This window comes from Pseudoxanthomonas sp. SORGH_AS_0997 (assembly GCF_031453535.1).
GTDB classification, from domain to species: Bacteria; Pseudomonadota; Gammaproteobacteria; order Xanthomonadales; family Xanthomonadaceae; genus Pseudoxanthomonas_A; species Pseudoxanthomonas_A winnipegensis.
The window spans coordinates 600,403-625,810 of record NZ_JAVIZI010000001.1 but is presented as its reverse complement, the minus strand read 5'-3'; the positions used below and the strand labels follow the sequence as shown (position 1 = coordinate 625,810).

Annotated in this window: 23 protein-coding genes and 1 pseudogene; 17 read left to right on the top strand and 7 right to left on the bottom strand. The window is 69.2% G+C overall.

Features of this window, described 5'->3' with window-relative positions; all coding sequences use genetic code 11:
* Positions 1 to 21 precede the first annotated feature (21 nt).
* From uvrA to QE438_RS02915, 3 genes are all read left to right on the top strand, one after another.
* The gene (uvrA, locus tag QE438_RS02925) at positions 22 to 2,979 is read left to right on the top strand and encodes an excinuclease ABC subunit UvrA (RefSeq protein WP_306992684.1); all 2,958 of its coding nucleotides are present in this window, start codon (positions 22 to 24) and stop codon (positions 2,977 to 2,979) included.
* Positions 2,979 to 3,407, top strand: a complete 429-nt coding sequence (locus tag QE438_RS02920) for a thioesterase family protein (RefSeq protein WP_306992686.1) — start codon at positions 2,979 to 2,981, stop codon at positions 3,405 to 3,407. Before uvrA ends, QE438_RS02920 begins: the two co-directional genes overlap by 1 nt.
* A gap of 80 nt (positions 3,408 to 3,487) precedes the next feature.
* Positions 3,488 to 4,279 (top strand): enoyl-CoA hydratase/isomerase family protein, encoded by a 792-nt coding sequence (locus QE438_RS02915; protein WP_306992688.1) that lies wholly within the window; start codon positions 3,488 to 3,490, stop codon positions 4,277 to 4,279.
* On the opposite strand, the pseudogene QE438_RS02910 reads toward QE438_RS02915, so the two are convergent.
* The 3 genes and pseudogenes from QE438_RS02910 to QE438_RS02900 form a co-directional block, all read right to left on the bottom strand.
* Positions 4,254 to 5,109: pseudogene (locus QE438_RS02910) on the bottom strand (sulfurtransferase). The gene QE438_RS02915 and the pseudogene QE438_RS02910 sit on opposite strands and share 26 nt — an antisense overlap.
* Positions 5,106 to 5,906: a CoA pyrophosphatase gene (locus tag QE438_RS02905; RefSeq protein WP_306992692.1), complete on the bottom strand. Its 801-nt coding sequence runs from the start codon at positions 5,904 to 5,906 to the stop codon at positions 5,106 to 5,108. The pseudogene QE438_RS02910 and the gene QE438_RS02905 overlap by 4 nt, the downstream one beginning before the upstream one ends.
* 97 nt (positions 5,907 to 6,003) lie before the next feature.
* Entirely contained in the window at positions 6,004 to 6,732 is a 729-nt protein-coding gene (locus QE438_RS02900; RefSeq protein ID WP_130519139.1) for an FKBP-type peptidyl-prolyl cis-trans isomerase N-terminal domain-containing protein, read from the bottom strand.
* Between the two features lie 175 nt (positions 6,733 to 6,907).
* On the opposite strand from QE438_RS02900, the gene QE438_RS02895 reads away from it, so the two are divergent.
* Genes QE438_RS02895 through nth form a run of 3 tightly spaced genes read left to right on the top strand, consistent with a single transcriptional unit; the run spans position 6,908 to position 8,729 of the window.
* On the top strand, positions 6,908 to 7,690 hold the full coding sequence (locus tag QE438_RS02895) for an enoyl-CoA hydratase-related protein (protein WP_306992693.1): 783 nt from the start codon (positions 6,908 to 6,910) through the stop codon (positions 7,688 to 7,690).
* Complete coding sequence (locus QE438_RS02890; protein WP_306992695.1) at positions 7,690 to 8,055, top strand: hypothetical protein; 366 nt, start codon at positions 7,690 to 7,692, stop codon at positions 8,053 to 8,055. The genes QE438_RS02895 and QE438_RS02890 overlap by 1 nt, the downstream gene beginning before the upstream one ends.
* Entirely contained in the window at positions 8,052 to 8,729 is a 678-nt protein-coding gene (gene nth, locus QE438_RS02885; RefSeq protein WP_306992697.1) for an endonuclease III, read from the top strand. The genes QE438_RS02890 and nth overlap by 4 nt, the downstream gene beginning before the upstream one ends.
* A 742-nt stretch (positions 8,730 to 9,471) precedes the next feature.
* On the opposite strand, the gene QE438_RS02880 is transcribed toward nth, so the two are convergent.
* Complete coding sequence (locus QE438_RS02880; RefSeq protein ID WP_306992700.1) at positions 9,472 to 10,761, bottom strand: porin; 1,290 nt, start codon at positions 10,759 to 10,761, stop codon at positions 9,472 to 9,474.
* A gap of 256 nt (positions 10,762 to 11,017) precedes the next feature.
* On the opposite strand from QE438_RS02880, the gene pstS (QE438_RS02875) reads away from it, so the two are divergent.
* The 9 genes from pstS (QE438_RS02875) to QE438_RS02835 all read left to right on the top strand — a co-directional run bounded on the left by pstS (QE438_RS02875) (position 11,018) and on the right by QE438_RS02835 (position 19,337).
* On the top strand, positions 11,018 to 12,046 hold the full coding sequence (pstS, locus tag QE438_RS02875; RefSeq protein WP_234852613.1) for a phosphate ABC transporter substrate-binding protein PstS: 1,029 nt from the start codon (positions 11,018 to 11,020) through the stop codon (positions 12,044 to 12,046).
* Positions 12,047 to 12,795: 749 nt separating this feature from the next.
* Positions 12,796 to 13,896 carry a phosphate ABC transporter substrate-binding protein PstS gene (gene pstS / locus QE438_RS02870; RefSeq protein WP_130529427.1) on the top strand — a complete coding sequence of 367 codons (1,101 nt, stop codon included), beginning with the start codon at positions 12,796 to 12,798 and terminating at the stop codon, positions 13,894 to 13,896.
* 360 nt (positions 13,897 to 14,256) lie between these two features.
* On the top strand, positions 14,257 to 15,225 hold the full coding sequence (pstC, locus tag QE438_RS02865; protein WP_130519153.1) for a phosphate ABC transporter permease subunit PstC: 969 nt from the start codon (positions 14,257 to 14,259) through the stop codon (positions 15,223 to 15,225).
* Positions 15,225 to 16,076 (top strand): phosphate ABC transporter permease PstA, encoded by an 852-nt coding sequence (gene pstA / locus QE438_RS02860; RefSeq protein WP_306992704.1) that lies wholly within the window; start codon positions 15,225 to 15,227, stop codon positions 16,074 to 16,076. The genes pstC and pstA overlap by 1 nt, the downstream gene beginning before the upstream one ends.
* A gap of 19 nt (positions 16,077 to 16,095) precedes the next feature.
* Complete coding sequence (gene pstB / locus QE438_RS02855; protein WP_130523633.1) at positions 16,096 to 16,926, top strand: phosphate ABC transporter ATP-binding protein PstB; 831 nt, start codon at positions 16,096 to 16,098, stop codon at positions 16,924 to 16,926.
* A gap of 138 nt (positions 16,927 to 17,064) precedes the next feature.
* The gene (gene phoU / locus QE438_RS02850) at positions 17,065 to 17,796 is read left to right on the top strand and encodes a phosphate signaling complex protein PhoU (RefSeq protein WP_130519159.1); all 732 of its coding nucleotides are present in this window, start codon (positions 17,065 to 17,067) and stop codon (positions 17,794 to 17,796) included.
* A gap of 102 nt (positions 17,797 to 17,898) precedes the next feature.
* Positions 17,899 to 18,219: an RcnB family protein gene (locus tag QE438_RS02845; RefSeq protein WP_306992706.1), complete on the top strand. Its 321-nt coding sequence runs from the start codon at positions 17,899 to 17,901 to the stop codon at positions 18,217 to 18,219.
* A gap of 117 nt (positions 18,220 to 18,336) precedes the next feature.
* The gene (gene rnt / locus QE438_RS02840) at positions 18,337 to 18,996 is read left to right on the top strand and encodes a ribonuclease T (protein ID WP_130519161.1); all 660 of its coding nucleotides are present in this window, start codon (positions 18,337 to 18,339) and stop codon (positions 18,994 to 18,996) included.
* Entirely contained in the window at positions 18,996 to 19,337 is a 342-nt protein-coding gene (locus QE438_RS02835) for a hypothetical protein (protein WP_130519163.1), read from the top strand. Before rnt ends, QE438_RS02835 begins: the two co-directional genes overlap by 1 nt.
* Before the next feature lie 4 nt (positions 19,338 to 19,341).
* Here the strand turns inward: QE438_RS02835 and rhtA are convergent, their stop codons facing one another.
* Positions 19,342 to 20,232 (bottom strand): threonine/homoserine exporter RhtA, encoded by an 891-nt coding sequence (rhtA, locus tag QE438_RS02830; RefSeq protein ID WP_130529417.1) that lies wholly within the window; start codon positions 20,230 to 20,232, stop codon positions 19,342 to 19,344.
* A 99-nt stretch (positions 20,233 to 20,331) separates the two neighbouring features.
* Between rhtA and QE438_RS02825 the strand changes: the two genes are divergently transcribed.
* Both QE438_RS02825 and QE438_RS02820 read left to right on the top strand, forming a co-directional pair.
* Positions 20,332 to 20,874, top strand: coding sequence for an XRE family transcriptional regulator (locus QE438_RS02825; RefSeq protein ID WP_306992710.1), 543 nt, complete (start codon positions 20,332 to 20,334; stop codon positions 20,872 to 20,874).
* Positions 20,875 to 20,921: 47 nt separating this feature from the next.
* Positions 20,922 to 21,428 (top strand): O-acetyl-ADP-ribose deacetylase, encoded by a 507-nt coding sequence (locus QE438_RS02820; protein ID WP_306992712.1) that lies wholly within the window; start codon positions 20,922 to 20,924, stop codon positions 21,426 to 21,428.
* A 177-nt stretch (positions 21,429 to 21,605) separates the two neighbouring features.
* Here the strand turns inward: QE438_RS02820 and QE438_RS02815 are convergent, their stop codons facing one another.
* Both QE438_RS02815 and rlmB read right to left on the bottom strand, forming a co-directional pair.
* Positions 21,606 to 24,608: a diguanylate cyclase gene (locus QE438_RS02815; RefSeq protein WP_306992715.1), complete on the bottom strand. Its 3,003-nt coding sequence runs from the start codon at positions 24,606 to 24,608 to the stop codon at positions 21,606 to 21,608.
* Positions 24,609 to 24,644: 36 nt separating this feature from the next.
* Positions 24,645 to 25,391 (bottom strand): 23S rRNA (guanosine(2251)-2'-O)-methyltransferase RlmB, encoded by a 747-nt coding sequence (rlmB, locus tag QE438_RS02810; protein ID WP_130529409.1) that lies wholly within the window; start codon positions 25,389 to 25,391, stop codon positions 24,645 to 24,647.
* Positions 25,392 to 25,408 lie beyond the last annotated feature (17 nt).

Here is a 25,408-nt window from a genome sequence, read left to right as displayed (position 1 = left end):
CACAGGCCAGACCCCCAAGGCATGGACAGTATCCGCATCCGCGGCGCTCGCACGCACAACCTGAAGAACATCGATCTCGATCTGCCGCGCGACAAGCTGATCGTGATCACCGGCCTGTCCGGCTCGGGCAAGTCCTCGCTGGCCTTCGACACCATCTACGCCGAAGGCCAGCGCCGCTACGTCGAGTCGCTGTCGGCCTACGCGCGCCAGTTCCTGAGCGTGATGGAAAAGCCGGACGTGGACCACATCGAGGGGCTGTCGCCGGCCATCTCGATCGAGCAGAAGTCCACCTCGCACAACCCGCGCTCGACGGTCGGCACGATCACCGAGATCTACGACTACCTGCGCCTGCTCTATGCGCGCGTGGGCATCCCGCGCTGCCCGGACCACGGCTATCCGCTGGAGGCGCAGACGGTGAGCCAGATGGTCGACCAGGTGCTGGCGCTGGATGGCGAGCAGCGCTACATGCTGCTGGCCCCGGTGATCCGCGAGCGCAAGGGCGAGCACGCCCAGGTGTTCGACCAACTGCGCGCGCAGGGCTTCGTGCGCGTGCGCGTGGACGGCGAGCTCTACGAGATCGACGCGGTGCCGCCGCTGGCGCTGCGCGTCAAGCACACCATCGAGGCGGTGATCGACCGCTTCAAGCCGCGCGAGGACATCAAGCAGCGTCTTTCGGAGAGCTTCGAGACCGCGCTGAAGCTGGGCGACGGCATGGCCGCGGTGATGTCGCTGGACCAGCCCGACGCGCCGCCGCAGCTGTTCTCGTCCAAGTACTCCTGCCCGGTGTGCGACTACTCGCTGCCCGAGCTGGAGCCGCGCCTGTTCTCGTTCAACTCCCCGGTCGGCGCCTGCCCCAAGTGCGATGGCCTGGGCGTGGCGCAGTTCTTCGACCCGGCGCGCGTGGTGGTGCATCCGGAGCTGTCGCTGGCCGCCGGCGCGGTGCGCGGCTGGGACCGGCGCAACGCCTACTACTTCCAGCTGATCGCCTCGCTGGCCAAGCACTACAAGTTCGACGTCGATGCGCCGTGGATGATCCTGCCGGAGAAGGTCCAGAAGGCGGTGCTGTACGGCAGCGGCGATGAGCTGGTGACCTTCACCTACCTCACCGAGTCGGGCGGGCGCACCCAGCGCAAGCACAAGTTCGAAGGCATCGTGCCCAACCTGGAGCGCCGCTACCGCGAGACCGAATCGCCGGCCGTGCGCGAGGAGCTGGCCAAGTTCATTTCCGAGCAGCCCTGCCCCGAGTGCGGCGGCGCGCGCCTGAACCGCGCCGCCCGCAACGTGTTCGTGGCCGATCGCCCGCTGCCGGAGATCGCCGTGCTGCCGGTGGACCAGGCGCTGGCGTTCTTCCGCGAGCTCAAGCTGGCCGGCTGGCGCGGCGAGATCGCGGTCAAGATCATCAAGGAGATCGCCGAGCGGCTGGGCTTCCTGATCGACGTGGGCCTGGACTACCTGACCCTGGAGCGCAAGGCCGACACGCTGTCCGGCGGCGAGGCCCAGCGCATCCGCCTGGCCAGCCAGATCGGCGCCGGCCTGGTCGGCGTGATGTACGTGCTGGACGAGCCGTCCATCGGCCTGCACCAGCGCGACAACGAGCGCCTGCTCGGCACGCTGACGCGCCTGCGCGACCTGGGCAATACGGTGATCGTGGTCGAGCACGACGAGGACGCGATCCGCGCGGCCGACCACGTCCTGGACATCGGTCCGGGCGCGGGCGTGCACGGCGGCGAGATCGTCGGCGAAGGCACGCTGGAGGACCTGCTCAAGGCGCCGCGCTCGCTGACGGGGCAGTACCTGTCGGGCAAGCGCCGCATCGAGGTGCCCAAGGCGCGGCACAAGCCCAACCCGAAGATGACGCTCAAGCTCACCGGCGCGCGCGGCAACAACCTCAAGGGCGTGGACCTGGAGATCGCCGCGGGGCTGTTCACCTGCATCACCGGCGTGTCCGGCTCGGGCAAGTCGACGCTGATCAACGACACGCTGTTCACCCTGGCGGCCAACGAGATCAACGGCGCCTCGCACCAGATCGCGCCCTACGACGAGGTCACCGGGCTGGACCTGTTCGACAAGGTGGTGGACATCGACCAGTCGCCGATCGGGCGCACGCCGCGCTCCAACCCGGCCACCTATACCGGGCTGTTCACGCCGCTGCGCGAGCTGTTCGCGCAGGTGCCCGAGGCGCGTGCGCGCGGCTACTCGCCGGGGCGCTTCAGCTTCAACGTGCGCGGCGGGCGCTGCGAGGCCTGCCAGGGCGATGGCCTGATCAAGGTCGAGATGCACTTCCTGCCCGATGTGTACGTGCCCTGCGATGTGTGCCATGGCAAGCGCTACAACCGCGAGACGCTGGAGATCCTCTACAAGGGCTTCAACATCAACGACGTGCTGGAGATGACCGTCGAGGACGCGCTGAAGCTGTTCGAGCCGGTGCCGTCGATCTCGCGCAAGCTGGAAACGCTGATGGACGTGGGCCTGAGCTACGTCAAGCTGGGCCAGAGCGCGACCACGCTGTCCGGCGGCGAGGCCCAGCGCGTGAAGCTGTCCAAGGAGCTCTCGCGCCGCGACACCGGGCGCACGCTCTACATCCTGGACGAGCCCACCACCGGCCTGCACTTCCACGACATCGAGCATCTGCTGGCGGTGCTGCACAAGCTGCGCGACGACGGCAACACCATCGTGGTGATCGAGCACAACCTGGACGTGATCAAGACCGCCGACCAGGTCGTCGACCTCGGCCCCGAGGGCGGCCACCGCGGCGGCACCATCATCGCCACCGGCACGCCGGAGGAGGTGGCGGCCAACCCCGCCTCGCACACCGGCCGCTTCCTGGCGCACCTGCTGCCCGACACCAAGGCCAAGGCCAGCAAGCCGGCGGCGGTGGCCAAGGACGAGGTGCTGCCGCCGCGCATGGCGGCCAAGAAGGCCGCCAAGTCCGCGGCCAAGTCCGCCAGGATCCCAAGCAAGAAGAAGGCCTCTTCCTGATGAGCGAAGCGAGCGATACCCCGATTGCGCGCAAGGTGCTGGCGCGCGTGCCGATCTCCGTGCGTTGGCGCGACATGGACGCCTATGGCCATGTCAACAACGCCAAGTACATCTCCTACCTGGAGGAGGCGCGCGTGCGCTGGCTGCACGGCGTCACCGACGGCCAGACCATGGGCCGCGGCATCTCGCCGGTGGTGGCCAATACCGACGTCAACTACCGTCGGCCGATCGTGTGGCCCAACGACATCGTCGTGGAGCTGTTCGTCGAGCGCCTGGGCAATTCCAGCGTGACCATCGGCCACCGCATCGTGGCCGACAACGACGATACGGTGCTCTACTCCGACGGCCACGTGGTGGTGGTGTGGATCGACACCGCCACCGGCAAGAGCGCGCCGATTCCCGAGGCGGTGCGCCAGGCCAGCGTCTAGGGCCTGCCCCCGCGTCTTTCCATACCTCACCGCACGGGCCCGCTATCATGCGGGCCCGCTGCATTGGTAGGAGGCGTGCGATGTCCGAGCTGGTCCAGGTCCTGTCCCACGGTGCCGTGCGCGAACTGCGCCTGGCGCGGCCGCCGGTCAACGCGCTCGACGATGCGCTGATGCAGGCGCTGGCGCGCGCGCTCGAGGACAGCTTCGCCGATGCCCAGCTTGCCGGCGTGGTGCTGTCGGGCAACGAACGGGTGTTCAGCGGCGGGCTGGATGTGCCGCATCTGATCTCGCACGGGCAGGACCGCCACGCCCTGCGTGCGACGTGGTCGGCCTTCCTCGGCCTGGCCGGCGTCATCGCCGCCGCGCCCATCCCGGTGGCCGCCGCGCTGACCGGCCATGCGCCGGCCGGCGGCTGCGTGCTGGCGCTGTGCAGCGACTACCGCGTGATGTGCCGCAGCATCGATGCGGCGCATCCGCTGCAGATCGGACTGAACGAGACCCAGGTGGGGCTGGCCGTGCCCGACGGGATCCAGCATCTGATGCGCCGCGCGATCGGCGCCCACCAGACCAGCCTGCTGGTCGTACCCGGGGCGATGGTCAGCGCCGAGCACGCGCTGCGCATCGGCCTGGTCGACGCGCTCGCCGACGATGCCGCGGCCACGGTCGAGCACGCGGTGCAGCGGCTGCAGGCGCTGGCGCGGCTGCCTCAGACGCCGCTGCGCAGGACCCGCGCGATCGCCCGCGCCGACATGATCGCGGCGCTGGAGACGGTGGTGCTGGAGGAGTTCATCGAGCAGTGGTTCGGTCCGGACACCCAGGCCGCCCTGCAGGCGATGGCGGCCCGGCTCAGGAAGTCGCCACCGGCCGCGTAGGGTCGGCGATCCAGCCGCTCCACGAGCCGGCGTAGAGCTTCGGCCCCGGGCAGGCCGGCGTGTTCGAACGCGAGCAGCTGATGGCAGGCGGTCACGCCCGATCCGCACATCAGCACCGCGTCACGCGCCGCATGCGGCCCGAGCAGGGCCAGCAGCTCCAGCCGCAGGGCCTGCGGATCGCGGAAGCGGCCATCGACCAGGTTGTCCTGGAACGGGCGGTTGACCGCGCCGGGCACATGGCCCGCCACGCGATCGACCTGCTCCTGCTGGCCGCTGTAGCGCTCGAAGGCGCGCGCGTCGATCAGCCAGCCCGGCGCCTCGGCGCGGCGCGCGGCGACCTGGTCGGCATCGACGATGCCCGTGCGGTCGAAGTGGCCCGGATACGGCGGCAGCGGTGCCGGCACGGGCGCTGCCTCGGTCTCCGGCAGGCCGGCGGTGCGCCAGGCGGCCAGGCCGCCGTCGAGCACCGCCACCCGCGCATGACCCAGCAGGCGCAGCAGCCACCACAGGCGCGCGGCGGCCATGCTGCCATCGCCGGCGTCGTAGACCACCACCTGGTGCTCGGGCCCGATGCCCCAGCGCCCCAGCCGGGCCTTGAACGCGTCCTCGTCCGGCAGCGGATGCCGGCCCTGACCGTCGGCGATCCGGGACAGGTCGGAGAGGTCCTCGTTGAGATCGGCGAAGACCGCGTGCGGCAGATGCGATTGCGCATAGCCGGCGCGGCCGGCGGCCGGGTCGGACAGCACGAAGCGGGCATCGACCAGGCGCAGGTCCGGGTCGTGCAGGTGCAGCAGCAGGACGGTGGGATCGACCAGGGTGGTCCAGTTCATGCCACAGCCTCCAGGCGTCGGCGCAGGTTGTAGAGGATGGCCGCGGTCGCGCCCCAGATGCGCTGCGCGGCCCAGTCGTATTCCAGCACGGTGCGCGCGCGGCCCTTGAACGACAACTCCACGCTGCGCAGGTTGTCCGGCGCCATCAGATAGTCCAGCGGCACTTCGAACACCTCGGCGACCTCGCCCGGATTGGGCACCGGCACGAAGGCCGGATCCACCACCGCCACCACCGGTGTGACCAGGAAGCCGCTGACCGTGGCCAGCGGATCGAGCAGGCCCAGCGGCTGCACCTGGTGGCGCGGGAGCGCGATTTCCTCGTGACTCTCGCGCAGGGCCGCGTCGATGGCATCGGCGTCGCCCGGGTCCACGCGGCCGCCCGGGAAGCTCACCTGCCCGCCGTGGTGGCGCAGGTCGTCGTGACGGCGGGTCAGCAGTACGGTCGTCCCGCTCGCGCGCGGCACCAGCCCGGCCAGCACCGCGGCGGCGGCGGGGGACTTGCTGCGCAGTACGTCGTCGATCTCACCCTGGTTCCAGCCGCGTGCCGCCGGTGCCGCGTCCAGCGGATGCAGCGCGCGCTGCAGCTGGGGGTACTCGGGCAACAGCGCGGGAAGATCGGCAGGCATGCGACGCAGCGGAAGCGCGCTCATCAGGGTCGAACGCGCATCATCGCCCATCCGCGCCCAGCCGGCGATTTCGTCCAGCGTGCGCAGGCAGCCCGCGCACAGCCCGTCGGCGCGCATGCGGCACACGCCGATGCACGGCGACAGCAGGCTGGGGGCGGAGGCGGCAGACATGGACGATCGAAGCGGAACGAAGTTCTAGGACGGTCGAAACGACGATGCGCCGGACGGGCCGGCGCATCGTCTTGTCACACAGCGGCAGCGCGCAGGCTTACTTGACGCCCACCAGCTTGACGTCGAACACCACGGCCTGGTTCGGGCCGATCGGCGACTGCGGCGTGTTGCCGTAGGCCTTCTCCGGCGGCAGCACCACTTCCCAGCGCGAGCCGGACGGCATCTGCACCAGCGCGTCGCGCAGGCCCGCCAGCGGGATCTCGCTGACCTTCAGGCTGGCCGGCGGCGGCGGGGTGGTCTGGCCCTGCTGCGGGCTGAAGGTATCGACGAAGGTGCGGCCATCGGCCAGCGAACCCTTGTACTGGATGGTCACGGTGCTGGCCTGGGTCGGCTTGGCGCCGCTCCCGGCTTCGACCACGCGGTACTGCACGCCACCCGGCAGGGACTGTACGCCGGCCTTGGCCTTGTTCTGCGCCAGGAAGGCGTCGGACTTGGTCTTGTTGGCGGCGGCGGCCTGGTCGAACGCGGCCTTGGCCTTGGCCATCTGGCGCGCTTCCATCTGCTGCACGGCGGTGCGCAGCTGGTCGACCGGAACCGAGGGTTCCTTCTTGGCGTAGCCTTCGTTCAAGGCCTTCTGCACGGTGGCCAGATCGACGGACTCGCCGCTTTCGATCAGGTTGCGGCCCAGGTCGTAGCCCAGCGCATAGCTCAGTGCATTGCGGTCGGGAGCGGGCGTGGAAGCCGGGGCGGTCGAGGTCTGTGCTGCGGCGGTGCCTGCGGCCAGAGTCATGGCCAGCACGCTGGCGGGAAGCAAACGCAACTTCATGTCTTACAAACCTCCGGGGTTCAAGGGTTGGGTCCAGCAAGCACTTGCGGCCCAAATGGACGCGCTAGGATAGCCCCCGCCGGACTTAACGGCCAGTGAGGCATGGACGCGATTGACCGGCCTGTCCGCGGGAAAGTTCCCGCTTCACCAATTTTTCACGAACAAGGCGTGTCGCATGGCTGATAACTCCGTTTTGGTCGCCGATGAGGGCGTGGTGCGCCGCATTACCGTCAACCGCCCCGACAAGCTCAATGCGCTCGACGCCGCCACCATCGCCGCACTGACCGAGGCCTTTCGCGCCGCCGACGCGGACCCGGGCGTGCGCGTGGTGGTGCTGACCGGCGCCGGGCCGAAGGCGTTCGTGGCCGGCGCCGATATCGCCGGCATGACCACGATGGATGCCATGGCCGGGCGCGACTTCGGCCTGCGCGGGCAGACCCTAATGCGCACCATCGAGACCCTGACCAAGCCGGTGATCGCGCGAGTCAACGGCTTCGCCCTCGGCGGCGGGCTGGAGCTGGCCATGGCCTGCCATCTGCGCATCGCCGCCGAGACCGCCAAGGTCGGCCAGCCGGAAATCAACCTGGGCCTGATCCCCGGCTTCGGCGGCACCCAGCGCCTGCTGCGCCTGGCCGGGCGCGCGGCCACGCTGGAGCTGTGCCTGCTGGGCGCGCCGATCAGCGCCGCGCGCGCCCTGGCGCTGGGCATCGTCAACGAGGTCGTGCCGCCCGAGGCGCTGGATGCGCGCGTGGATGCGCTGGCCGCGCAGCTGGCCAGCGCCGCGCCGCTGGCGCTGCGCGCGATCCTCGAGTCGGTCATCCATGGCGGCGAATGCGCGCTGGGCGAAGGCCTGCAGTTCGAGGGCGCGCAGTTCGGGCTGATGTTCGCCACCGCCGACATGCGCGAAGGCACCGCGGCCTTCGTCGAGAAGCGCAAGCCGCAGTTCTCGGGGCGCTAATGGGCATCGACGGACACGACTGCGCGCAGGTGCGGGCGCTGGCCGCGCTGCTGGCCGAGGACAGGCTGGATGCGGCGCTCGAGGCCGGGCTGATGGACGTGCCTGCGGACACCGGGACCTGTGCGCACTGCGCCGCCGCGCTGGCGCAGGTGACCGCGGCGCAGCAGCGCCTGCACGCCGCCTGGGCGGCCAGGGAGCGCTATCGCGCGCGCGCCGCGCGTCTGGCCCGGCGTGCGGCCGAGCGCCAGGCGCGCCGGATCAGGCCCGCCGCCACGCCGAGCCCGCAGGCGCCCGCCCTGCCCCCCGCCGTGGCCGCCGCCCTGGCCCGGGCCAAGGCGCGCGCCGCCGGAACGCCGCGCACGTGAGCCCCGCTTCGATACGCCGCTCCCGCACGCTCACGCGCGCGGAGATCGCCGAGCTGTTCTCGCGCCTGGCCGAGCTCAATCCCAACCCGACCACCGAGCTGGAATACACCACGCCGTTCGAGCTGCTGATCGCGGTGATCCTGTCGGCGCAGGCCACCGACGTGGGCGTCAACAAGGCCACGCGCCGGCTCTACCCGGTGGCCAACACGCCGCAGGCGATCCTCGCGCTGGGCGAGGACGGCCTGAAGCGCTACATCTCCACCATCGGGCTGTTCAACGCCAAGGCCAAGAACGTCATCGCCACCTGCCGGATCCTGGTCGAGCAATACGATGGGCAGGTGCCGCGCCAGCGCGAGGCGCTGGAGGCGCTACCCGGCGTGGGCCGTAAGACGGCCAACGTGGTGCTCAACACGGCGTTCGGCGAATCGACGATGGCGGTGGACACGCATATCTTTCGCGTCGCCAACCGCACCGGCCTGGCGCCGGGCAGAAACGTGCGCGAAGTCGAGGACCGGCTGGTCAAGGTGATCCCGCCGCAGTATCTCTACAACGCGCACCACTGGCTGATCCTGCACGGCCGCTACGTGTGCAAGGCGCGCAAGCCGGACTGCCCGCAATGCGTGATCCGCGATCTGTGCCGGTTTCCGGACAAGACGGTTGAGCGGCAGGAGTGAGTGGTGGGACAAAGAGAGCGGCAGATCTGCCGCTCTCATGCACTCCTCTTTGCTCTTTCTCGAAGAGGTTCTTTGCAACTGGCGGACTGGACGGGACTCGAACCCGCGACCTGGCTCGGGAGTGCGACGCCTGCGCGTTCGGACTTCGGAAGGGCAGCGGTCCGGCGGGCGGCGTCCGCTTTTCCCTCAATCAGGGCATCCTGCCCTGATTCGGGCGCTCGGCGTCCTGCCTCGCTAGACGCGGACGCCGCCCGCCGGCCCGCTGCCGCGCGCTTTGATTACGCAGGCCTCGGTTCGAAGAAGTCCTGATCTTTCCTCTCGCGGAGCGCAGGCTCACTCCCTGTGGAGGCGACTGTCTCCTCAAATCTCGCAACGGCCTATGTGTAGAGCGGAGCTTGCTCCGCTGGGGCCTTTCCCACGGACTGAACGAAGAGCAGCGGAGCGAGCTCCGCTCTACAGGTGGGAGCACCCTTGTGGCCTTTTTGGTCAATGGCGGCGACGGGGTTTTGCCGGTAAAGCCTCATCGCCGCCATGGCGGCTCCCACCGAAGCACGAGGCCTGGTCAGGCCCTTCCCGTTCAATCGCAAGCAATGGAGAAATAACCGAGCCGAGGAGACGTGCCCGGCTGGGTCGAGGCTGGTGGCCGAAGTGGCGCCCACCGAGCCCATGCATTTCCGTAGAAACAAAAAAGCGGCGGAGCCTTCGCTCCGCCGCTGGATGACGTCGATCGAGGGGAAGTCGATCAGAACGACACGTCGCCCCACACGCCGAACTCGCTGGTCTTGGTGTCGATGTTGCGGTCGTTGTCGCGGTGGGTGTTCTTGTAGACGGTGGCCAGCTTGAAGCCCTTGGTCACCGGGAACTCGACGCCGAGGTTGTAGTAGGTCTCTTCCAGGTTCGGATCGACTTCCTTGCTCAGCTTGGCCTTGTCGTAGCGGGCGAACAGATTGATGCCGCCGTCGGTCAGCGCCACGTTGGCCCAGCCCGAGTAGCCATCGGCCTTGTCCTCGACCGTGTTGGTGACGGCCCAGTTCTTGGCCTGGAAGTACTCCACGCCGGCGCGGAACTTGGAGCCGGCGTAGGCGGCCATCGCGTCGAAGCGCTTGGCGGTCTGCGGCGGGTCGAAGTTCTGGGTTTCCTTGGCGCGCTCGCCGGTGTAGCCACCGATGGCGATGATCGTCTCCGGCGTCGGCGCGAAGCCCAGGCGGCCTTCCCAGTCCATGCCCTTGCTGCGGCCCGGATTGCGGTAGCCGCCGCCGCTGACCACCGAGGTGGCGTAGTTGAAGCCGGCGCCCAGGTCGCCGAAGGCGTGCACGCCCCAGTCGGCCGAGGTGCCGTAGGACAGGCGGTCGATCAGCGTGTTCTCGACGTAGCGGTAGCCGTAGTACTTCTCCACGAACGGGACCCACGGCATGTCGGCCGCACCGACGCGCACGGTGAAGGCGTCGTCGAACTTGCCCTGCACATAGGCCTTCTTGATGAAGACCTCGACGCTGTCGGCGCGCTTGCCGTCGCCGTTGGCGCTGCCCGCGCCCGGGGTCACCGAGAAGTACTGCGCATCGGTGGTGATGTTGGCCGACCAGATGTCGTTGAACTTGTGGTCGAAGGTCAGGTAGAAGCGCTTGACGTCGAAGCCGGTGCCGGTCGAGTTGGTCTTCACGCCGTTGCTCTTCTGATCGACGCTGGTCAGGTCGAAGAAGATGCGCCCGCCGATCTTGTTGTCGTTGACCAGCTTGGACAGGCCGTCCACCTTGGTGGTGGTGGCGGCCGAGGCCTCGATGGCCTGCGCCTGGACGACGTTGACCTCGGACTGCGCGTCGGACTGGGCTTCCTGCTGGGCGACCTGGGTCTGCAGCTGCTGGATCTGCGACTGCATCGCGGCCAGCTGCGCCTTCAGCGCCTCGATCTCGGTCGCGGTCGAGGAGGTCGCGGCGACGGGCTTGGCCTTCTTGCTCGACTGGGCGTGGGCGTAGGGGCTCGACGCCAGGCCGAGGCCGGCGACGACGGCCACGGCAAGGATATGGGAACGCATGGTTCTCTCCGGGTGGTGGATGCGAGGGCTGTGCCCCTGGTGCTCCCCCGGGGCGACGGCGTGAAGATTCCGCTAAGCCCGTGACGCTCACGGGTCACTTTGATGACATTCGCAAGACAGCCGATCCGGAACCCCGTCACGGCGGGTATGTCATCCGGGTGTCACGAATATTTCTTCAAAGCATCATCGAATCGTCCTGCAATGGCGCCCATCGCCGGCAATGCCGCCGGTGCACCACCCGTCAGGAGCTTCTTTCGTGACCCACCTTTCCAAGATCCGCGTGCTCGCGGGTGCTGTCGTCGCCACCCTGGCGCTGTCCGCCAACCCGGCCTCGGCGGCGGACATCACCGGCGCCGGCGCGTCCTTCATCTATCCGGTGGTGACCAAGTGGTCGGCCGACTACGCCACCGCCACCGGCAACAAGGTCAACTACCAGTCCATCGGCTCGGGCGGCGGCATCGCCCAGATCAAGGCCAATACGGTGGACTTCGGCTCCTCGGACAAGCCGCTGGATTCTGCCGAGCTGTCGGCCTCGGGTCTGGTGCAGTTCCCGTCGGTGATCGGCGGCGTGGTGCCGGTGTTCAACGTGGCCGGCGTCGCCCCGGGCGCGCTGAAGCTGGACGGCGCCACCCTGGCCAACATCTTCCTGGGCAAGATCGCCAAGTGGAACGACCCGGCCATCGCCGCGCTGAACCCGGGCCTGGCCCTGCCCGACCAGAAGATCACCATCGTGCATCGCTCCGACGGTTCGGGCACCAGCTTCAACTTCACCAACTACCTGTCCAAGGTCAGCCCGGAGTGGAAGTCCAAGATCGGCGAAGGCACCACCGTGCAGTGGCCGGCCGGCATCGGCGGCAAGGGCAACGAGGGCGTGGCCGCCTACGTCAAGCAGATCAAGGGCGGCGTGGGCTACGTCGAGTACGCCTATGCGCTGCAGAACAAGCTGGCCTACGCCTCGATGCGCAACTCGGCCGGCAAGTTCGTGCTGCCCAGCGATGAGACCTTCTCGGCCGCGGCCTCCAGCGCCGACTGGGCCAAGTCCAAGGACTTCAACCTGGTGATCACCAACGCGCCGGGCGCCGATGCGTGGCCGATCACCGCCACCAACTTCATCCTGATGCGCAAGTCGCCCAAGAGCACCGCCAGCGCCAAGGGCGCCAAGGACTTCTTCAAGTGGGTCTACGCCTCCGGCGACGCCCAGGCCAAGGCGCTGGACTACGTGCCGCTGCCCGACCCGCTGGTGCAGCAGATCCAGACCTACTGGTCGACCAACCTGAAGTACTGAGCGAGCGCGCGGCCTCCTGCGGCCGCATGACGTTCGATGACGCGGCCCTTTGTGGGCCGCGTTTTTTTTTGCCGAGTGCAGGTCGGCGAACATCACCTCGCCAACCAACCTCGACCCGGCCGGGCCGAGGCTGATCGACCCTGGCTAAGGTGGACTCGCCGCCGCGGACCATTCCTGGCCCGATCTCCGCGCGCCCGAACCGGTCGAGGCTCTGCGAGTGCAAAGATCAGGACTTCTTTCCACCTGAAGGCGTGGGCAAGCGCTCTGCCCCCTCCCTTTCGCCGCAGGCGAAGGGGAGCTCGAAGTCGCGAACCAGCGACTGAGGGGGTGGGGTGCTTTTGCTCCTCGCCTCTGTGGCTCGCCCGGTAAAGCCCCGACCCCTCCCCATCCCTCCCCTGCGCTGCGCGCAAGGGAGGGGGCCTCAAGTCGATACCTTCCCGTCACTGATCGCGTTGTGCGCGAGGAAGGGTTCGAGCGCCCGCAAACCGAAGCCCTGTGACTTAACGCGCGCGGCAGCGGTCCGGCGGGCGGGGCCGCGACGAGCGAGGCAGGAAGCCGAGCGCCCGAATCAGGGCAGGATGCCCCGATCGAGGGATCAGCGGCCCCCGCCCGCCGCACCGCTGCCCCTCCGAAGCCGCAACGCCCGTGCCCCGATCACGGCGTCATGACCCTGTAACAAAAGCATCATCCAATAGCGCCAAGCAGGCCGGATGCTCGTCTGCGCCCTCTTCGCTTCCCTGGAGTTGTCCATGCGTTTCAAGCCGGCCCGTGCGGCCCTGCTGTCCCTGTCCGTTGCCCTGGCCGTCGCGGCCTGCAGTAAGCCCGCCGACCAGGCCAACACCGCCGCCACGCCGGCCGCCGACGGCGCCACCCAGCCGGCCGCGGCCGCCAAGAACCCCAATGCCGCGCAGATCTCCGGCGCCGGCGCGTCCTTCATCTATCCGCTGGTGTCCAAGTGGTCGGCCGACTATGCAGCGGCCACCGGCAACCAGGTGAACTACCAGTCGATCGGCTCCGGCGGCGGCATCGCCCAGATCAAGGCCAAGACCGTGGACTTCGGCTCGTCCGACAAGCCGCTGTCCAGCGAAGAGCTGGCGCAGTCGGGCCTGGGGCAGTTCCCCTCGGCGATTGGAGGGGTGGTGCCGGTGGTCAACCTGGACGGCGTGGACGCCGGCAAGCTGCGCCTGACCGGCGAACTGCTGGCCAACATCTTCCTGGGCAAGATCGCCAAGTGGAACGACCCGGCGCTCCAGGCCGCCAACCCCGACCTGAAGCTGCCCGACGCGAAGATCAACCTGGTGCACCGCTCCGACGGTTCGGGCACCAGCTTCAACTTCACCAACTACCTGTCCAAGGTCAGCCCAGAGTGGAAGTCCAAGGTCGGCGAAGGCACCTCGGTGCAGTGGCCCGACGGCGTGGGCGGCAAGGGCAACGAGGGCGTGGCCTCGTACGTGAAGCAGATCAAGAACTCGATCGGCTACGTCGAGCTGGCCTACGCCCTGCAGAGCAACATGCCCTACACCGCCATGCAGAACGCGGCCGGCCAGTGGGTGCAGCCGGATGCGGCCTCCTTCGCCGCCGCGGCCGAGAGCGCCGACTGGGCCAACGCCAAGGACTTCAACCTGGTGATCACCAATGCGCCGGGCGAGAAGGCCTGGCCGATCACCGCCACCAACTTCATGCTGATGCACAAGCAGTCGGCCGATGCCAAGCGCAATGCCGAGACGCTGGCGTTCTTCAAGTGGGCCTTCGAGCACGGGCAGGCGCAGGCGGCGGACCTGCACTACGTGCCGCTCCCGGCACCGCTGGTGCAGCAGATCGAGGCGTACTGGGCGGCGGAGTTCAAGTGACGCAATGGCGCGGCTGGGCTATAGGCCCGGCCGCCTTTGCCGCTGCCGGAGGCGGCATGCCGCCTCCATCCGCGCGAAAGCGGGGATCCAGGGACGTTGCTGTTGCGCTTGCTCCACCCGCCTCAAAGCCAAAGCAAAGTCCCTGGATTCCCGCGTTCGCGGGAATGACGAACTGAGAGATGGCTTGCCAGCCTTCGCGGGAATGACGAGTTGAAAGATTGCTTTGCGCTTCCGCGGCAATGACGAGTTGAAAGATCACTTGCCCCTCCGCGGCAATGACGAACTGAAAGATTGTGCGTTCACGCTTTCGCGGCGACACGCCGCATCGCGTCCCCGCCCCCATCCGAGCCCTCATCCTGCATGAACGCAGCAACGCTCCCCCTCCCCGACAGCAACTCGCGCGATGCGCGCGATGCGCGGGCCGATCGCCTGTTCCGCTGGGTGCTGGTCGGCACGGTGGTCTTCGTGCTGGTCGCGCTGGCCAGCGCCGCCCTGTCCATGCTCTGGGGCGGCCGCCACGTGCTGCTCGACCAGGGCTGGCACTTCATCACCTCCACCGACTGGAATCCGGTGGAGAACAAGTACGGTGCGCTGGCGCCGATCTACGGCACGCTGGTCACGGCGGTCATCGCCATGCTGATCGCCGTGCCGGTGAGCTTCGGCATCGCCTTCTTCCTGACCGAGGTGGCGCCGCGCTGGCTGCGCGGGCCGATCGGCACGGCCATCGAGCTGCTGGCCGGCATCCCCTCGATCATCTACGGCATGTGGGGCCTGTTCGTACTGGTGCCGGTGATGACCGAATACGTCACGCCCTGGCTCAACGACACCCTCGGCACGCTGCCGGTGATCGGCGCGCTGTTCCAGGGGCCGCCGCTGGGCATCGGCATCCTGACCGCCGGCTTCGTGCTGGCGATCATGGTCATCCCCTTCATCTCCTCGGTGATGCGCGAGGTCTTCCTGACCGTGCCCACCCGGCTGAAGGAATCGGCCTACGCGCTGGGCGCGACCAAGTGGGAAGTGAGCTGGGACATCGTGCTGCCCTACACGCGCTCGGCGGTGATCGGCGGCATCTTCCTGGGGTTGGGCCGTGCGCTGGGCGAGACCATGGCCGTGGCCTTCGTGGTCGGCAACAGCGTGAGCCTGTCGGCCTCGCTGCTGATGCCGGGCACCACCATCGCCGCGCTGATCGCCAATGACTTCGGTGAGGCCACCGAGACCTATCGCTCGGCGCTGCTGCTGCTGGGCTTCATCCTGTTCATCGTGACCTTCGCGGTGCTGGCCGTCGCGCGCTTCATGCTGATGCAGCTGGCCCGTCGGGAGGGCAACTGATGTCCAGCGCCGCCATCTATGCCCGTCGCCGCGTGGTCAACGCGGTGGCGATCTTCGTCTCCTGCATCACCGCGCTGTTCGGCCTGGCCTTCCTGGCCTGGATCCTGTGGACGCTGGTGGCCAAGGGCATCGCCGGGGTCAACCTGGACCTGTTCACCCAGAACACGCCGCCGCCGATGCAGGAAGGCGGCCTGCGCAACGCCTTCTTCGGCAGCGCGGTGATGTGCGTGCTGGCGATCGCGATCGGCGCGCCGCTGGGCGTGCTGGCCGGCACCTGGCTGGCCGAGTACGGCAATGCGCGCAAGGCCGGCACGGTCGTGCGCTTCGTCAACGACATCCTGCTGTCGGCGCCGTCGATCGTGCTGGGCCTGTTCGTGTACGCGATGGTGGTGTCGGTGATCGGCTTCTCGGCGCTGGCCGGCGCGATCTCGCTGGCCTTCATCGTGCTGCCGGTGGTGGTGCGCACCACCGACGAGATGCTGCGCCTGGTGCCCGCGCAGATGCGCGAGGCCGCGCTGTCGCTGGGCATCCCGCAGTGGAAGGTGATCATGCAGGTGCTCTACCGCAGCGCCTCGGCCGGCATCGTCACCGGCATCCTGCTGTCGCTGGCGCGCATCTCCGGTGAGACCGCGCCGCTGCTGTTCACCGCCTTCGGCAACCAGTTCTGGAGCACCAACATCTTCCGCCCGATGGCTTCGGTGCCGGTGGTGATGAACCAGTTCGCCGGCAGCCCCTACGAAACCTGGCAGACCCTGGCCTGGGCCGGCGCACTGGTCCTGACGGTGTTCGTGCTGCTTGTCAGCCTCGGCGCGCGCTTCTTCCTGCTGCGCAACCGGATCTCCAATGACTGATCTCTCGATGGATCCCACCATGAATGATGTGCAGCACGCCACGCCCTCCCCGCGCCTGACCCCGGTCACCACCGACCGCGGCGCGCTGCCGCCGGCCGAGGTCAAGCTCGAGGCCCGCGGCCTGGACTTCTATTACGGCAACTTCCATGCGCTGAAGGGCATCAACCTGCAGATCCCGGAGAAGCGCGTGACCGCGCTGATCGGTCCCTCGGGCTGCGGCAAGTCCACGCTGCTGCGCATCTTCAACCGCATCTACGCGCTCTACCCCAAGCTGCGCGCCACCGGCGAGGTGCTGCTGGACGGCGAGGACATCCTCTCGCCCAAGTACCCGATGAACCGCCTGCGCAGCAAGGTCGGCATGGTGTTCCAGAAGCCGGTGCCGTTCCCGATGACCATCTTCGAGAACGTGGCCTACGGCATCCGCCACCACGAGAAACTGTCCAAGGCCGATATGAACGACCGCGTCGAGCAGGCCCTGCGCCAGGGCGCGCTGTGGGACGAGGTGAAGGACAAGCTGGGCCAGAGCGCGCTCGGCCTGTCCGGCGGCCAGCAGCAGCGCCTGTGCATCGCCCGCGCCGTGGCGCTGCGCCCCAGCGTGCTGCTGCTGGACGAGCCGACCTCGGCGCTGGATCCGATCTCCACCAGCCGCATCGAGCAGCTGGTCGAAGAGCTCAAGCAGGACTACACCATCGCCATCGTCACCCACAACATGCAGCAGGCCGCGCGCGTGAGCGACTACACCGCCTTCATGTATCTGGGCGATCTGATCGAACACGACGCCACCTCGATCATCTTCTCGCGTCCGTCCAAGCAGCAGACCGAGGACTACATCACCGGCAGGTTCGGATGAGACGTTGAGGGGCGAACAGGAGCGAGGAATGAGAAACAGCAAGATCCTCGCGTCCACGCCGCACCGCTCGCGCCTCCCTCCTCTCCACTCGCTTCCCGCCTGAAGCTCCACATTCCTCTCCACTCATTTCCCGCGCCCATGAACAACTTCCCGCACGACCACATCGTCAAGAGCTACGACGAGGAGCAGCGCCGCATCGCGGCCGAGATCCTGCACATGGGCGAGATCGCCGTGGCCCAGCTGGAAGCGGCGCTGGACGTGGTCGAGCGCCGCGACGACCGCGCCGCCGAACGCATCATCGCCAACGACGAGGCCATCGACACGCTGGAGGACAAGGTCAGCCACGACGTGATGCAGTTGGCCCTGCGCGGACCGATGGCGCGCGATCTGCGCGTGATCCTGGCTGCGCTGCGCATTCCCAACGACATCGAGCGCATCGGCGACTACGCCTCCAACGTGGCCAAGCGCTCGATGGCGCTGAACATGCTGCCGCCGGTGCCGCACGCCACGGGCCTGCGCTCGCTGGGCCAGCTGGCCGCCGAGCTGGTGCGCGACGCCATGGCCGCCTACCGCGATCAGGACGCGCAGCTGGCGCTGGAAGTGCGCGACCGCGACGCCGAGCTGGACGCGATGTATACCTCGCTGTTCCGCGAGCTGCTGACCTACATGATGGAAGACGCGCGCAACATCACCCCGTGCACGCATCTGCTGTTCATGGCCAAGAACCTCGAGCGCATCGGCGACCACGCCACCAACATCGCCGAGAACGTGTGGTTCCTGGTGCAGGGCGATCACCCGCTGCCGCCGCGCGACAAGCGCGACGAAACCTCGACCACCAATATCCCGTCAGGCGGGCTTTCGCAATCCTGACTCCTGAGTGCGGGATGTAACGAAAATTTTCAGCGTATTCATATTCGCCAGCGCAGGCTGCACGCGAGCCCGGAGATCGGGCCCCCTGCAAAGGAGAACGCCATGAAACGCTTGTCCACCCTCTTCCTGGCTTTGTCGCTGGCCGCGAGCGGCACCGCAATGGCCGCTCCGCAGCATCATGACGATCGCCATGACGACCGTCGCGGTCCGCCGCCGCCGGCGCGCCATCACGATGCCCCACATCACTGGAGCCGTGGCGAGCATCTGGGCCACGATCACCGCGGCGTCTACGTCCGCGACTATCGCATTCACCACCTGCCTCCGCCGCCGCGCGGTCACCAGTGGCGCCGCGTCGACAACGACTATGTACTGGTGGCCGTGGCCACTGGCATCATCACCAGCGTGATCGCGGCCAGTCACTGACCCACTGGCGTCATGCGGCGATCGAAAGGGACGCGCCGGCAACGACGCGTCCCTTTTCCGTGGTCGCGAGCGCCTTGCGCGGGCGGACGCGCGAGGCCTGTCTGCTAGGCTTTCGCGATGCACGACGCCCCCACCCCGCTATCGCCGAATCCCACCGCCCCCCCTTTCACCCCGATGGCGCGCCGTTTCCGCGGCTTCCTGCCGGTGGTGGTGGACGTGGAGACCGGCGGCTTCGACTGGAACCGCCACGCGCTGCTGGAGATCGCCGCCGTGCCCCTGGACCTGGATGAGGCCGGCCGCTTCGTGCTGGGCGACACCGCCTGCGTGCATCTGGAGCCGGCGCCGGGGCTGGAGATCGACCCCAAGTCGCTGGAGGTCACCGGCATCGTGCTCGACCATCCCTTCCGCCTGGCCAAGCCGGAGAAGGAAGCGCTGGACCACATCTTCGCGCCGGTACGGGCTGCGGTGAAGAAGCACAACTGCCAGCGCGCCATCCTGGTCGGGCACAACGCGCATTTCGACCTGCACTTCCTCAATGCCGCGGTGGCGCGCACTCAGCACAAGCGCAATCCGTTCCATCCCTTCAGCGTGTTCGACACGGTCACCCTGGGCGGGCTGGCCTACGGGCAGACGGTGCTGGCGCGCGCGGTGCAGGCGGCCGGCATGCACTGGAACGCCGACGAGGCGCATTCGGCCGTCTACGACGTCGAGCAGACCGCGCGCCTGTTCTGCAACATCGCCAACCAGTGGCCGCGAATGCAGGCCGCGTCCGAATAATGACGCGAGAAGTCCCGCCGCCGGCTGACGCCTCGCTGCAGCCGCTCATCGATGTGCTGGACGCATTGATCCAGGTGCTCGAACAGGACGGCGATACCCACTGGAGCGCATGGATGCGGCGCGCGAAGTCCCGCCTGGCGCAAGGCGATGATCGCGGCGCGGACGACCTGCTCGGCGCCTACGGCGGCATGGGATCGTTCAACGACCTGATCCTCGGCCAGTCGTACCAGGACGGACGCTTCGCCTGGAAACCGGGCTACGCCGCACTCAACGAGCGGTTGGACGACTTGCGCGGCCGCGCCTGGGAGCTGGCGCAACAGATCCGGCGGCGGCGCGCCTGAGCGCCTAGTCCGGCAGCGGCGCCGCCGGCGGCGGGGTCCGGGCGCCCAGCGTGGCGCCGGCCGAGGCCACGATCACCGCGGCGATCGCCAGCCACTGCAGGCCCGACAGGCGCTCGTGCAGGAACGCCAGTCCGCACAGGGCGCCGATGGCCGGCTCCAGGCTCATCAGCATGCCGAAGGTGCGCGTGGGCAGGCGGGTGAGCGCCATCATCTCCAGCGAGTACGGCAGCGCCATCGACAGCACCGCCACGCCCAGCGCCGCCGGCAGCAGCGCTGGCGCCAGCAGCGCGCTGCCGGCGTGAATCACGCCCCAGGGCACGGCCACCATCGCGGCGATGGACGAGCCCAGCGCGACCATGCGCGGGCCATGCCCGGCGCCGGCCTTCTGCCCGAAGACGATGTACAGCGCCCAGCACACGCCCGCGCCGACCGCACACGCCACGCCGAACGGATCCAGCGCGGCGTCGCGACCCGGCCACGGCACCAGCAGCACCAGGCCGAGCGCGGCCAGCAGCGCCCACACCAGATCCAGGGCGCGGCGCGAGCCCAGCAGCGCCAGCGCCAGCGGTCCGGTGAACTCCAGCGCCACCGCCAGACCCAGCGGCACGGTCTGCAGGGCGAGATAGAACAAGGTATTCATCGTGCCCAGCGACACGCCGTAGCCGATCAGCATCTTCCACGGCAGCGCGCGCCAGGGCAGCGTCCAGGGGCGGAAGGCGATCCACAGCAGCACCGTGCCGAAGCCGAGCCGCAGCGCGGTCGCGCCGGTGGCGCCGACCACCGGGAACAGCGTCTTGGCCAGGCTCGCGCCGGCCTGGATGGACACCATCGAGGCCAGCAACAGGAGCACCGGGAACAGCACCGAGGACTTCAGCGAGGGGGACGAGGCGGACACGAAGAGCCTGCAGTGGATGAGCGCGAGGCTGCGCACTATATTGCGCAGGATGGTCAGTCTAATGACGCGCAATATAGTGCGCAACCGGACGGAGGCGCGATGAGCGTGCTCGAACACGTGGCGGGCAATCTGCGCCGCCTGCGCCAGCAGGCCGGCCTGAGCCAGCAGGCGCTGGCCGAGGCCGCCCAGGTCAGCCGGCGGATGCTGGTGGCGATCGAATCGGGCGACGCCAACGTCAGCCTCAACACCCTGGACCGCTTGGCCGCTGCGTTGGGCGTGCAGTTCGCCGACCTGCTCAAGTCCGCGGCGATCGACGACCCGACGCGCGTGGATGCGCTGGCCTGGCGCGGACGCGACCCCGCCTCGCGCGGCGTGATGCTGTCCAGCGTGCCGGCGGGCCATCAGGTCGAACTGTGGCAGTGGACGCTGATGCCGGGCGAGCGCTATGCCTCGCAGGCCGATCCGGCCGGCTGGCGCGAGCTGCTGCTGGTGATCGAAGGCACGCTGACGCTGGAGAACGTCCACGGCCTGCGCCAGTTCGCCGCTGGCGAGCACCTGGTGTTCGCCAGCGATGCCGGCGACTACGCCTACCGCAACGATGGCGACGCGCCGCTGCGGCTGGTGCGCAATGTCGTGTATTGACCCCCTTCTTCGCACCCAGGCCACGCGCGCCGTCGCAGGCTGCTCCCATGCCTCCCGAACTCCGTGCCCTCCGCGCCGACATCACCACGCTTCAGGTCGATGCCATCGTCAATGCCGCCAACAGCAGCCTGCTCGGCGGTGGCGGCGTCGATGGCGCCATCCATCGCGCCGCCGGCCCGGAGCTGGTGGCCGCGTGCCGGCTGCTCGGTGGCTGCCAGACCGGGCAGGCGCGCATCACCGCCGGCTATCGCCTGCCGGCGCGCTACGTGATCCACACCGTCGGGCCGGTCTGGCGCGACGGCGAGCATGGCGAGGCGGCGCTGCTGGCCGACTGCTATCGCAACAGCCTGCGCCTGGCCGGCGAACGCGGCCTGGCCAGCCTCGCCTTTCCCTGCATCAGCACCGGCATCTACGGCTTTCCGCCGGCGCCTGCGGCGAAGATCGCCGTGGAGACCGTGCGCGCCGAGGCTGTCGCGTATCCGAGCCTGCGCGAGGTGCTGTTCTGCTGCTTCTCGCAGGAAGACCTGGCCCTGTACGAAGCGCTGCTGCGCTAGCGATGGTCCTTGCGGCGACCAGCGCTAGGCCCGCAACACACCACCCATCGCCATTCCCGCGAAAGCGGGAATCCATGGACGTTCGCGCAAGGAACCAAAGTCGCGGGGTTCCCGCTTTCGCCGGAACGAAGGACCTCACAAGGCCTTCCTCAACCCAAACCCCACACCCACAAGCGCTCAATCGTGCTCGATCCGGTCGCGCCCATTGCGCTTGGCGCGATACATCAGGCGATCGGCGCGCTGATAGAGCGAGGCCGGCGCGGCATCCCCGGGCTCCAGCACCACCAGCCCGGCGCTGAAGGTGATGGCCAGGCCGGCGATCCCGCCCCAGTCGCAGCGCGCATGGAACAGCGCGCGTAGCCGCTCGCAGGCCAGCGCGGCCTGTTTCAGCGTGGTGTCGGTGAACAGCAGGCAGAACTCCTCGCCGCCGCTGCGCGCGGCCATGTCGGCCTCGCGCTGCTGCGCGGCCAGCACCTGGCCGACCTCGCGCAGGACCGCATCGCCGACGGTATGCGAGTACTGGTCGTTGACCCGCTTGAAGTGGTCCACGTCCAGCATCGCCAGGCACAGCGGCTGGCCGCTGCGTCGGGCCCGGGCCATCTCCTGCGCCAGCCGCTCCTCGAACGCGCGACGATTGGGCAGGCCGGTCAGCACGTCCTCGCGCGCCTGACGTTCGAAGGCCTCGGCCTGCGCACGCAGTTGCTCCAGCAGGTCGGTCTTCTCCTGGTCGGCCAGGCGCAGGCGCTGCGCCTGGGCCTGCAGGTCGCGGGTGCGCGCATCGACCAGCCCGGCCAGGCGCTCGGTGCGGTGGCGATACCAGTGCACGCGATACCGGTACAGGCCGAACAGCACCAGCACCAGCAGCGCGATCGCGCCGAACTGCACGCCGTGGCGCTGCCACACGAAGGGCTCGACGGTGAAGTGCAGCACCGCCTGCCGCGCGCTCCACGCCCCGTCCGGATGCGCGGCGGACACGCGCAAGGTGTAGTCGCCGGGCGGCAGGCGCGCCAGTTCGATGCTGCGCTGATGTCCGCGCCGCACCCAGTCGCCGTCCAGGCCGTCGAGCCTGGTGCGGTACTCGGTGCGCTCGGGCAGCAGATAGCTCAGGCCGACATAGCTGACCGTCAGGCGCTGGTCGCCGTTGAGGCGCAGCGGCTGCTCGGTGCGCCAGGCCAGCGGCGCGCCGTCGCGCTGCACCTCGTCGATCACCACCGGCGGTGCGGGCCGGTCACGGAACCACTGCATGCGCGCCGGATCGACGATGGTCACCCCGCCGGCCGTGGCGATCCACACCGTGCCGTCTCCACGCACCACGGCGGTCGGCCCCGAGCTGCCGTTGGCCTGCGAATTGGCCATGCCGTCCATCTCGTTGAAGCTGGTCAGCACCACCCGTGGCTGCAGGCCGTCGGCGACGCGGTCCAGGCTGGCCAGGTCGGTGTACAGCACGCCGCGGTTGCTGGTGATCCACAGGTGGCCGGCCTGGTCGGGCCGCAGCTCGAACACCGTGTCCACCGGCATGCCCTGCTCGCGGCCCACGCGCGCCAGCTTGCCGCCGCGCACGCGGTACAGGCCGCGATCGGTGGTGATCCACACCGCATCGCCCAGGCGGATGAAGCCGAATACCGTGCGCGCCCCGCCCAGGCCTTCCAGCGGCAGGGGCTGCACCTGGGTGCCGCGCAGCACCAGCGCGCCTTCCAGGGTGCCGATCCAGACCGCGCCGGGCTCGCTGTAGACCGAGGTGATCAGGCCGCTGGGCAGGCCGGGCACCTGCGGCCGCACCGCGCGTTCACCGTCGATGTAGGCCAGGCCGCGCTGGGTGGCCAGCCACACCACATCGTCCGGGCCCACGCTGATCGCGCGCACGGTGCCCTGCGGCACGCCCTGCTCGGTGCCGTAGCGGGTGACCGCGCCGTGGAGCGGCACGCGATACACCCCGTCGCTGGCCGTGCCCACCCACAGCGTGCCGTCGCGCTGGCGCGCCAGGCTCAGCACCGAGGGCGGCTTGCCGGTCTGGGTGGGCAGGGCCACGGGCGTGACGTGGCGGTCGGCGCTGATCCGCTGCAGGCCCAACGGATGGCCCACCCACATCGCGCCATCGGGTGCCTCCAGCAGCGCGCGCACGTAGTCCGAGTCCAGGCCGTGGCGCTTGGTGATGTTAGAGAACAGCGTCTCATGCAGGCGGAACAGGCCGCCGTTGGCGCCGATCCACAGGCTGCCCTCGGCGTCTTCCTTCAGCGCGGTGATCCGCCCGCCCGGCAGCGGCCAGGCCGAGGTCAGGGTCTCCACGCCGTTGCGCCCGATGCGCAGCACCTCGCCGCCTTCGGTGCCGATCCACAGCTCGCCGCGCCGGTCCTGCAGCATCGAACTGGGGCGCCCGACCTTGGGCAGCACATGGCGCAGCACCAGGCCCTGGCCCTCCATCCGGTACAGATGGTCCTGCGCCACCACCCACAGCGCGCCGTCCGGCGCCAGGTAGGGCCAGGCCGCGCCGGGCGGCAGGCCGGCCTCCTGGGACACGTTGTGCAGGGTGCCGTCGTCATCGCGCCGCAGCAGGCCCTCGGTGCTGCCGACCAGGACGCGATCCTGCGCATCGACGGCCAGGTGCGCATAGGCCGTGCGCAGCGGCGAATCCGGCCCCGGCGTCTCGTAGCGGTAGCGGCCGTCCGGCTCCAGGCAGGCCAGGCCCCGGCCCTCGAACAGCATCCACAGCCGGCCGTGGCGGTCCATGGTCATCGCCGGCAACAGCACGGCCGGCGCATCGGCCGGCCGCGGCCAGATCTTGAACGTGCCATCGGTGCCGTAGCGGCTGATGTTGCCGCGCGAATCGCTCAGCCACAGCGCGCCGTCAGGCGAGACGTACAGCGCGCCGATGCCGTTATCGGCCAGCGCCGGCCGGGTGCCGCGGTCGAAGGTGGTGAAGTCCAGGCCGTTGTAGCGCGTCAGCCCTTCCCAGGTGCCGAACCACAGATAGCCGTCCGGGGTCTGGGCGATATCGCGGATCGAGTTGTGCGGCAGGCCCTCGCGCGAGGTCCACAGGTCGATGGCGTAGTCGCGCAGCGGCGGCGCCGGCGACAGCGAGGCGGCGGCCAGGGCCGACGCGGCCGGCGTCAGCAACACGCACAGCCACAGCAGCGCCCACGCCCGTCGCCATGCAGCGCGATGCCGATGCGTCCGCGTCATGCCGCCCCCTGCCGCACGTGGCCCCCTTCGCCCGCCTCAGAGGCCGCGCTGGCGCACGGCCTCGAACAGGGTCACCCCGGTGGCGACCGAAACGTTGAGGCTTTCGATATCGCCCGGCATCGGGATCTTGACCAGCCCGTCGCAGTGCTCGCGCGTGAGCCGGCGCATGCCATCGCCCTCGCCGCCCAGCACCAGGGCGATGTTGCCGGTCAGGTCCAGGGCGTAAAGCGAGTTGTCCGCCTCGCCGGCCAGGCCGTAGATCCACACGCCGGCCTTCTGGATCTCGCGCAGGGTGCGCGCCAGGTTGGTCACGGCGATCACCGGGATGCGGTCGGCGGCCCCGGCCGAGGTCTTGCGCACGGTGGCGTTCAGGCCCACCGACTTGTCCTTGGGGATCACCACCGCGGTGACGCCGGCGGCGGCGGCGCTGCGCAGGCAGGCGCCGAGGTTGTGCGGGTCCTGCACGCCGTCGAGCACCAGCAGCAGCGCGCGGCCCTGCGCGCCTTCAATCAGGCCGGCCAGTTCGCCCTCGTCCCAGGTCCGCGCGGCGGCATAGCGCGCGGCCACGCCCTGGTGGCGCACCTGGCCGCCGACGCCGTCCAGCGCCTGGGTGGTGACGCGGCGCACGTCGATGCCCTTGCGGCGCGCGTTCTCCTCGATCTCGGTCAGGCGCGCGTTCTTGCTGCTGCCGTCGATCAGGACTTCACGCACGTGGTCGGCATCGTTGTCGATCGCGGAGGCGACGGCGTTGACGCCGACGATCCATTGGTTCTGTTTGCTCATGAGGGAAAGTCTTGGGA